The sequence below is a fragment of the Bacteroidales bacterium genome (assembly GCA_031275285.1).
Lineage (GTDB): Bacteria > Bacteroidota > Bacteroidia > Bacteroidales > UBA4181 > JAIRLS01.
Genome location: JAISOY010000113.1, coordinates 1 through 8,927, shown reverse-complemented (window position 1 = coordinate 8,927; position 8,927 = coordinate 1). Strand labels below are relative to the sequence as shown.

6 protein-coding genes and 1 riboswitch are annotated in these 8,927 nt (G+C 40.4%); of the genes, 2 read left to right on the top strand and 4 right to left on the bottom strand.

Annotation, left to right across the window (positions count from 1 at the left end; translation table 11 throughout):
- Nucleotides 1-149: 149 nt before the first annotated feature.
- Nucleotides 150-1,151, bottom strand: coding sequence for a GyrI-like domain-containing protein (locus LBQ60_11935; GenBank protein MDR2038623.1), 1,002 nt, complete (start codon nt 1,149-1,151; stop codon nt 150-152).
- 210 nt (nt 1,152-1,361) lie between these two features.
- Here LBQ60_11935 and LBQ60_11930 point away from each other — a divergent pair, with 210 nt between their 5' ends.
- The gene (locus LBQ60_11930; GenBank protein MDR2038622.1) at nt 1,362-2,939 is read left to right on the top strand and encodes a M60 family metallopeptidase; all 1,578 of its coding nucleotides are present in this window, start codon (nt 1,362-1,364) and stop codon (nt 2,937-2,939) included.
- Between the two features lie 99 nt (nt 2,940-3,038).
- Here LBQ60_11930 and LBQ60_11925 read toward each other — a convergent pair whose 3' ends face one another.
- Together LBQ60_11925 and LBQ60_11920 are read right to left on the bottom strand one after the other, a co-directional pair.
- A complete protein-coding gene (locus LBQ60_11925) occupies nt 3,039-3,902 on the bottom strand; it encodes a hypothetical protein (protein ID MDR2038621.1) in 864 nt (287 codons plus the stop codon).
- Between the two features lie 379 nt (nt 3,903-4,281).
- Nucleotides 4,282-5,163: a hypothetical protein gene (locus LBQ60_11920; protein ID MDR2038620.1), complete on the bottom strand. Its 882-nt coding sequence runs from the start codon at nt 5,161-5,163 to the stop codon at nt 4,282-4,284.
- A gap of 317 nt (nt 5,164-5,480) precedes the next feature.
- Nucleotides 5,481-5,685, top strand: a riboswitch (cobalamin riboswitch).
- 175 nt (nt 5,686-5,860) lie between these two features.
- On the opposite strand from LBQ60_11920, the gene LBQ60_11915 reads away from it, so the two are divergent.
- Nucleotides 5,861-7,285 (top strand): hypothetical protein, encoded by a 1,425-nt coding sequence (locus LBQ60_11915; GenBank protein MDR2038619.1) that lies wholly within the window; start codon nt 5,861-5,863, stop codon nt 7,283-7,285.
- A 174-nt stretch (nt 7,286-7,459) separates the two neighbouring features.
- Here LBQ60_11915 and LBQ60_11910 read toward each other — a convergent pair whose 3' ends face one another.
- Nucleotides 7,460-8,428: a DUF1266 domain-containing protein gene (locus LBQ60_11910; GenBank protein ID MDR2038618.1), complete on the bottom strand. Its 969-nt coding sequence runs from the start codon at nt 8,426-8,428 to the stop codon at nt 7,460-7,462.
- Between the last annotated feature and the right edge of the window lie 499 nt (nt 8,429-8,927).

The following is an 8,927-nucleotide window of genomic DNA, read 5'->3' as shown; positions in this document are numbered from 1 at the left end:
AAGGTACATGATCTTTTCCTGTACAGGCATCCTGAATGTTACATCACGGAATAGCCAGCGAAATAGTGAAGGTGGGGTGATATTTTTCATTGTTCCAACATGAAAACATCCGGACTTTCAGATCTGTCTTCCTGAAATATTGTAATGGACTAATTGATCGGATAAAAAATACGGGTCAGCCATTTATTAGAGTCCGGTTCGGCCAAAGGATCCGTCACATATATTTCCCAGGGATTCCCGCTTGTCTCTTTTCCGAACCTGCTCAGCCATACCATGATCGCATTGTGCGCATCCCCCAGGGTGTCATAAGATCCGTAATGATCTGCCGTGACACAATTTGTAGCTTCCATGGTCTTGCACAAGATATCTCCGGATGAATTTTCCGCATAACCTTCAACAGGAATACCCATTTCGTAGATAATATGGTCATCTTCTATCCTATGGTATACAGAAATAGGGCGATCTGTGATTTTCATTCCTGAAACAGCGACAAAAGCCAGCAATTTTTGGTACAGGTCTTTTTTGTTCTGGGCCAGGTCTTCCCATTTACAACGGTTTGTAATGCTTATATATTGGAAGGAATCTGCGCGCTGAACGTGTACCGGAATACCATCTGCTTTTTTTATGGCAGCTTCTCCTATGTTTTCGATATAATCAATGATCCGTAGTTCTTCAGAACGGTCAAACACCATCCGGAGATAATGCAGCAGGCTATCCTGGGGAAAACTGAGCCGGGAAGTGATGGTCAGCAGCGAAGAGGTCCTGTTGACTGGTTTTATCTTGAAAGTCATAATGGATGAATGCCGGTCGTTTACATCAACAACAGCCGCCACATTCCTGTTGTTTTTTGCATTCCTGATATAAATGGATCCGCCTTTCATTTTCCTGTAGCTGCTTGTCCAATCCAGCTTGGCTCCCTTGCCGTTTAATGGACCTGAAAAATGAAGCCGTACTTCATGGTCTTTTCGCAGAGGGGTATACCATTCCGTCCATTTTTCAGGACTGTTGACCAATTCGAAGATCTTATCGGGAGTAGTGTTGATTTCCAATGATTGTTCAATGTAGGTCACATTCGGCAATAGGTAAAATAAAACCACTACGGTTAAAACCGTTAAAATAACTATCTTACTTATTTTTTTTACTCGGCTCATCGGTACCGGTTGAGATAATTTCCGGCGCAAATGTACCTAAAATAGCGTAATGATACAATCAACAAGTATCTAACTGGAAAATATTTTTGAAAAACCTTGCAAGCAGTGAAAAAGAAACGCACCTGTCCATTCATCATTGTATGTTATTTTCAAAAGCCATATATTCGGCTTTTCTATAGGAGAAGAGCTAAGTATTAAAAATTTAAGGATATGATGAAAAGATGGATTGCGTTATTGGCGTTTGTTTCATTGATAGGTGCCGCATCGGCAAAGGAAAAAATAACTTTGGCCGATACTGTTGTTATCTCGGCAAAAAGGCCTTTTTCCAAAGACAGGGTAGATGAGCGAAAAGCGATTTATGAAAAATGCGTGGAACTTGCCGGACTTCCGGCTAAAAAGGTGAAGGCACATCCTTCATCCGTATTTTTCCCGGGGAGCGTTCCGGCTTCTGCTCCGAGAATAAAGAAGATGATTGCTCTTGAACACGAGCCTGTTCCGGAACATCTCAGGAGTATTGTCAGTAAATTAGGATATTCGGGAGCAAGGAACCATACTATGTATTCCACCGGGCTGTATGCCGCACCGGGAGAGATCATTACCGTTACTGTTCCTGATGAACTTAAAGGTAAAATTTCCGTACAGATAGGATGTCACAGCGATAACCTCAATACCTGGGTGGCTGCCAAAGAGGATTGGCGACGGATGCCGATGATCGTGAATTCAAGAGGGTTGACCGATAAGAAAAATACCATTGCCAGCGCTTTCGGAGGATTGATCTATATCACCTGCAGTCCTGCGGCTGACAGTTTTTCGGGTAATATCGATATTGAAAATGCTGTGGCTGCACCACATTTTATCCTCGGGAAAACGACCAATGAAGAATGGGCGGAAATGATAAAAAATGCAGCTGCTCCCTGGGGTGAATTCGAGGGAAACGGGATCATTATTACGATATCTACGGAATCCCTGAAGCAAATTACTGACCCTGAGGATAAGGCGGCAACATGGGACATTATTGTGGGTGCCTGTTATGACCTGGCACAGATCCCCACGCCATTTTTCCGTAAACAGCGGATCGTTTCCGATGTACATATCGGCGGGGGATTCATGCACAGCGGATATCCCATTATGGCCCATCATTGCCCGGAAAAAAGAATGGTCAGTGAAGATGTGATCGCTGACCCCGATAAGTTAATGCAGCCGAGTAACGGCGGGGCCAACTGGGGATTCTTCCACGAAATAGGACACAACATGCAAAATGTCACCGACTGGGTATTCAGCGGTACCACCGAAGTGAGCGTGAACTTCTTTTCCATTTACATCTTTGACCAGGTGCTTAGAGGCAGGGACGGAGCGCATTCGGGAATATCGATGACAGAAACCCGTAAGATGATGGACCGGTATTTTAAGGAAGGAACTAAATTTGAAGACTGGCAGGCCAGTCCTTTTCTGGGACTCATCACCTTCCGCCAGATACAGACTGATTTTGGCTGGGACGCATTTAAAAAGGTTTTCCGCCGGTTCAATGAAGAACACCGGATGGATATGAATCCAGAACGTAGGGGAGGAAGGAACAATAATATGACGGATGAGGAAAGAAAAGCAGCCAGGGAACAGGCCAACCAGAAAAAGATCGATGACCTGGTGACTTATTTTTCCGATGCTACAGGCTACAATATGATGTCCTTCTTTACTACCTGGGGAATTCCGGTTTCGGAATCCGTTGCATCAGAAGTGGAGAAATATCCGGTATGGATGCCGTATAATTTTCCGCCGAAATTCAAGTAATGATATAAAAACAAAGAGTTTGAAGATTACCTTCAAACTCTTTGTTTTTATATCATTATAAAACAGTAATGTTTTATTTAGAATCAGTTGCAGTTAAGATTATTCTACAACTTTAATATCAATGATGCAATAATCAGTACCGTCGTAACCTGCTTGGAGATCTGTTACTTTAAATACACCTACTTTGCCTTTCGAAGTTTTAAAAGCTACAACACTGTCTTTTATAAAATCAGCAGTTGTTGCTGTTGGGTTACCAGCTTTTTCTATGATATTTCCTGCAGTGATTTCTGCAAAATCGACATTGCTCAGAACTGCAAATCTGGTGTCATTCTTTGTTGTCCATCCTGCTATTTCTTCAAGACTGGTAGGAGCACTTTGAGGAGAATACATAGTGGCTTTATTGGTATAAAAATAAACAAAATCGCATTTTGCTATTTGTTCAGCTGTTGCAGTTTTAGGGATAATCAATGTCCCGTCAACACTGGCTGCAGTTGTTTCAAAACTTCCGTCTTTAACAGAACAATACATTTTCCTATTGGTAAAAGTACTGATTTTGGTTGTTGGTTCCGGATCCGGAGCAGAAGTGAATACGATTTTCAGTTCGGATTGTCTTTCACTGCCGTTATTGGCAACAACAATGATAGAGATATCCTGAGTGATACCGGTAATTTCCTGTTTTAGGTTATAATTCTTTTTATCAGTAAAGCTGGTAATGGTTTGTCCTACCTGAATAGATTCCGATCCGGTTTTTTGCAGGATTTTTACTGTTTTCAGATTTTCTTCCGAAGTGATGGTTGCATTGACAGTATAACTGGAAACACCTTCTGGCAATGTATACGTATTATTGGTAACATTGTCAAATTTTATTGACGGAGGAGTGATATCATCATCATCCGAACACCCCACAAATACACTACTTACAGCAAACAATGCCGCTGCGATTAAAAAATTTACTCTCTTCATTTTGATTTAATTTAAATTAGTACAGAATTTATAATAAATTAATTGATGTTTCTTTAGCTTCAGGTAAAGTATACTGTATTTTTAAAAAAAAGTTTGCTTTTTATAGGCTTTTATCAAAAAAACTTTCACATGAATGATTTAACTGATCGATTATCACGAAATAAAAAGTTGACATTGAATGATGCTGCATAAACATTACAAAAAGTGTGCTATTTATCATAATAAACAACATAAATTTTTTTTTGTTGTATGATTCTTTACTAATTATCGAAAAGAGTAATAAATCCCGGGAAAATCTTAAATAACGATATTTGAAACAGTTATCCAATAAAAAAGCCATCCGAAACCGGATGGCTTTTTCGTTTAGTACTGAGAGAGGTTATTTTACAACTTTCAAATTAATGGTGACAGATCCGTTGGCATCTGAACCTGCCGTGTAAGCCATTACTTCAAAAACACCTACTTTACCACCGGCTGTTTTGAAAGCTACCACACTGCCTTCAGACAAGCCTTCAGCAATTGTTCCTGCAGGAGTACCGGCAGTTTCAATGATGTTTGCTGCAGTTACGTCATCATAATTAACACCACTCAATACCGAGAAGGTGGTGGCATTTTTAGTCGTCCAGGCGCTTACCTGAGGAAAAAACTCTGCAGGTAAAGAGTTTGGAGAATAAATATTTGCCGATCCTGCACCGGTTTCAAAATAAATGAAATCACATTTTTGCTGTAATGATGTGGTTGTGTTGGCGCTGAGTATCGTAAAGGTGGTACCATCCGCACTTGCTGCACATGAAGCTGACTCGCCTCCTGCTATAGCACATTTTATTTGCCTGGCAGTATACGTATCGATCTGGGTGGTTGGTTCCGGATCAGGATTCGAAGTAAATTTAATATTCAGGTCCGATTGTCTTTCCTTACCGTTATCAGCTATTACCGATATAATAATATCCGAAGTGATACCTGTAATTTCCTGCCTTAAATTATATAATTTTTTATCAGGAAAAGATGTAATGGTACTACCAACCTGTGTGGATTCCGATCCAATCTTTCTCATTACTTTCACTGATTTTAGATTTTCGTCCGATTTAATGGTGGCATTCACAATATAGCTGGTGACACCTGCCGGTAATGTAACCGAATTATTCTGGACGTTGTCGTAGGTGATTGTTGGGGGATCGGTGTCGTCATCGTCGCTACAACCTACAAATACACTACAAATAGCAAATAATGATGCTACAAATAAAAAATTAACTTTTTTCATTTTGATTTAATTTTAATTTAAATAATTAATTAACTGTGTTCCTTGTTATTAGGATTTTATAAAAATAAATTTTCTTTAACTTAGTATATTGTCAGTCATAGTAAAAATGACTGTGTGTTCCTGTGATTTAAGATTATATACGATAACTTTTAAAAAAGGTTTGTTTTTTTCTGAACTTTCTGTGTGTTTTTCAATACATATGATTAATGTCGGATAATCAAATTAGGGCATTGAAAAATATTAGAATGATAATTTGTTGGTTATAAGCAAAAAAAATGCCACAAATGATCATTTTTTTCTTTTTCAAAAAAGATCATTACTTTTGCCTTGATTCTGGTTCGGGCAGATTCCATCCGGAACTGTTCGTGAAAAGGGAATCAGGTGTAAATCCTGAACAGACCCGCTGCTGTAAGCCCCCTCAGAATCTTCAGGCAAAACTCAAATCCACTGTTTCAAAGGAAATGGGAAGGGAGCCTGAGGATGGGGTAAGTCAGAAGACCTGCCGGAATTAAATTTGTTTTGAGCTTTCGTGGAATAAGGCTTGAACATGGAGGGTTGACTTTATTTTTTCTTTTCCCGGCTTCTCCCTGCTCTTGTATGTTATGCCGTTTTGGTATTTCGTCCGAATTCCCGGATCATCTAAACTTTTCTCATGATGGATAAAATGCCATAAACCATAAACATAAATTTTAATCAAATGAAAAATAAATTGAAAAAAGAGAGAGCAAAAGGAGATGAAAAGCATACCAGGAAAAACTATCCGGCCCTATTTCCTGTCTTTATGAACATTCCGGCATTCCGGCTTATTCCAATGAAAAGAGCAGTATTATTTTTATCCGTTGTTTTCTTATTGAATGCCTGTTATAAAGACGATATCGACGATCTGAACAAAAAATACGATGATCTCCGGACCGAGCAGGAACGTCAGGAAGAGGAATTGAACCAGTACAAGACATTGCTGAATGCCATGGAACAGAAGCTAACGGTAAGTTCGATAGAAACCACCGGAGATGGTACCCGGATCTGGTTTTCCGACGGAAGCTGTGTCGATGCGGGTAACAGTGCGGCCATTGTATCCGTGGAAGAACTGAACGGGCAGGTATTTTTTCACATGAGCGACGGAAGTGTGATTACTATACAGAAAAAAGAGAGCATAGCATTATACATCCTGAGTGAAGGTGGCATGGGACAGGGCAACAGTGATCTGTCTTATTATGATATACGGACCCAAATGCTCTCGACCAAATACTTTTCCGGTCAAAATACAACTCCTTTGGGAGATACCGGAAACGATCTGAAGCTATACGGATCTAAAATGTATTGTGTGGTGAGTGGTCCTGCTATGAGTGCAGGCGGACACATCGAAGTGATCGATCCTAAAACCGGACTGTCCGTTAAACGGATCTTGGCAACCGATGCCGATGGTAATCCGGATATGCCGCGCCGCATAGCCCTGGCTGACGGGAAAGTTTATGTTACGATGTATTCCGGATCGGTGGCCCGTATCGATACTACTACCCTGGAAATTAACGGAAGAGTTCCGCTTAGCGGTAGCTATCCTGAAGGAATTTGTACATACGGAGGAAAACTGTATGTCTGCAATTCCGGACAAGGTCCCGGAAATACCATTTCTGTCATTGACCTGTCCGGTTTTACAGAAACAGGCACCATCAAGGTTCCGGAAAACCCATCCATGATAGAAGCCACTCCCAAAGGAGATATTTATTTTACAACTGCCGATTATTCATGGGCCAATGGTGATGTTTCAAAACTGCATCGGTTCAATGTATCGGATATAGAAAATATCAAGACATTCGATATCAGGGCTTCAAAACTGGTGATCGGGCAGGAGTACGTGTATGTTGTAGAAACTGACTGGACCACTTATGGTACCTATTTCAGCAAAGTAAATTTAAAAACGGATGAGGTCGGTGATTTTATATCCGACGGGACAAGTATAATGTTGGGGTATAATATCTGTATGGATCCGACCAATGGCGATATCTACGTTTCACAAAGCATGGGCGACTGGATCTATTGTTATGATTCGGCCGGAAAGAAAAAAATTATACTTAAAACCAAAGTAGTCAATGGTTCGGCTATAGCTTTTATTACAAGGTAAGTATCCAAACTTCTCATGGACATTATTGGGATTGATGATGATTTAACCGAAGCAGTAATTTCATGGGAAGTAAGCAAAAAGGCATCGTTTCTTCGATGCCTTTTTTTGTGAAGTGTACAGGATGTAATCAAAACACCGCTTGGTTAATTTGAAATGCACCCAAATATCTTGATATCAAGCCAATTTTGAGATTGGATGTGTGTCTAGGAAATCCTTATTGTCCACCAGTAAATCATAGGCTACGGCATAAGGTTCCTGATGTACTCCCATTGCAAATCCCCTTCCCAACAAAAGGGAAACAAAATATTCTTCCCAGGTGTTGAAATTCTTTTTTATTTCTGCACCTGCTTTTTTCATCCATTCCCAGGCTTCTTCTTCTGAAATGTACCCGACATTGACAAACAAACGGGCAAGGTATCCGATGCGTTCCAGGTCCCATGCATAGAGCGTAGTGCATTTGTCCACCAGTTCCATGGGTAATTCCAGTACCTCAGTGATCCCATTGACACTGGTTTGGTAATCTTCGACATTCTCTTCGTCCATTTTTTCAAAATTCCCTTTCTGGGCATATTTGAGTTCTTTTTCAAACTTGACAGCATGCCTTCCTTTTAGTAAGGATTCCATCATGTCCAGGGCATCTTCGCGGTCATCGATACCCCAGCCGTTTTCCAATACTTCCGATGTATAAACCCCGTCCTGGATCAGCTTTAATGTTCCGTAAGGCTCACCATGTGTACCTATCAGCAAAGCCCCGATAGGCAGATATTTTGCATATTCGGCAGAAGGCGTATTTGCCTGGACAAATGCCAGGTATTCCTCATCAGTCATTTCCTCGTCTTCATCCTCATCTTCCTCGATGTTGTCCTGGATATTCTGTAATACATCGGAATATGCCTGCATCGGGTTTCCCTGGATATTTTCCATCATTGCAGCCTGCATCTGCATTTGTTGCTGCATCATTGCGATCTGGGCTTCTCCCTGTTGACGGTATTCGTCTATCAGTTCCTGACGATCCTCCTCAGTGGTTTCGAATCCCATTTCTTCGTTCATCTTTTTCTGTTGGTCCAACGCCCGCTGCAAAGCATCTTCCATGGCTTTCTTTTGTGCTTCTATCGCATCAGCCATCATTTTCTGATAATCCATATTATGTTGTTTATATTAATTTTTATTTTCTGTTGCAAAAACAAATATAGTGAAAGCCGAGAGGCAAAATCAAACTTGCTTGAAATTTTGTCCAGGGCGCATCCTATATTATACAAATATAGTGAAAGGTGAGCGCAATTGTAGAAAGTTTGCTTTCGCAAAAATTGCCGTACCGTATCCTATATTCTACAAATATACATGAATTTTTATACCGGATGCAGCTTATTTTTCAAATAATCTGTTCGACATTATCCTTTCCTCTGTCAGACAAAAAGATAATGTTATCCGGGAGGTGAGGAATAATTCAACGCGTCTCATGCTTTTGTAGCATATCATACACAGAACTCTGGAAAATACTGAACCTGCAGGTCAATTTGATGTAGTATACTTCCGGTACGAAATGTGGGAATTCGCAGATTACGGACAAATGCTTTCTAAGAAGCTGTTTAAATTTTATTCAATAATAATTTAATAGCCCCTATCTTTACCATTGCTTCAG

Bases quoted from the DNA above. Each gene is read 5' to 3' on its own strand.
- LBQ60_11925 (MDR2038621.1), bottom strand. From the start codon at position 3,902: ATGAAGAGAGTAAATTTTTTAATCGCAGCGGCATTGTTTGCTGTAAGT.
- LBQ60_11920 (MDR2038620.1), bottom strand. From the start codon at position 5,163: ATGAAAAAAGTTAATTTTTTATTTGTAGCATCATTATTTGCTATTTGT.
- LBQ60_11915 (MDR2038619.1), top strand. From the start codon at position 5,861: ATGAAAAATAAATTGAAAAAAGAGAGAGCAAAAGGAGATGAAAAGCAT.
- LBQ60_11930 (MDR2038622.1), top strand. From the start codon at position 1,362: ATGATGAAAAGATGGATTGCGTTATTGGCGTTTGTTTCATTGATAGGT.
- LBQ60_11910 (MDR2038618.1), bottom strand. From the start codon at position 8,428: ATGGATTATCAGAAAATGATGGCTGATGCGATAGAAGCACAAAAGAAA.
- LBQ60_11935 (MDR2038623.1), bottom strand. From the start codon at position 1,151: ATGAGCCGAGTAAAAAAAATAAGTAAGATAGTTATTTTAACGGTTTTA.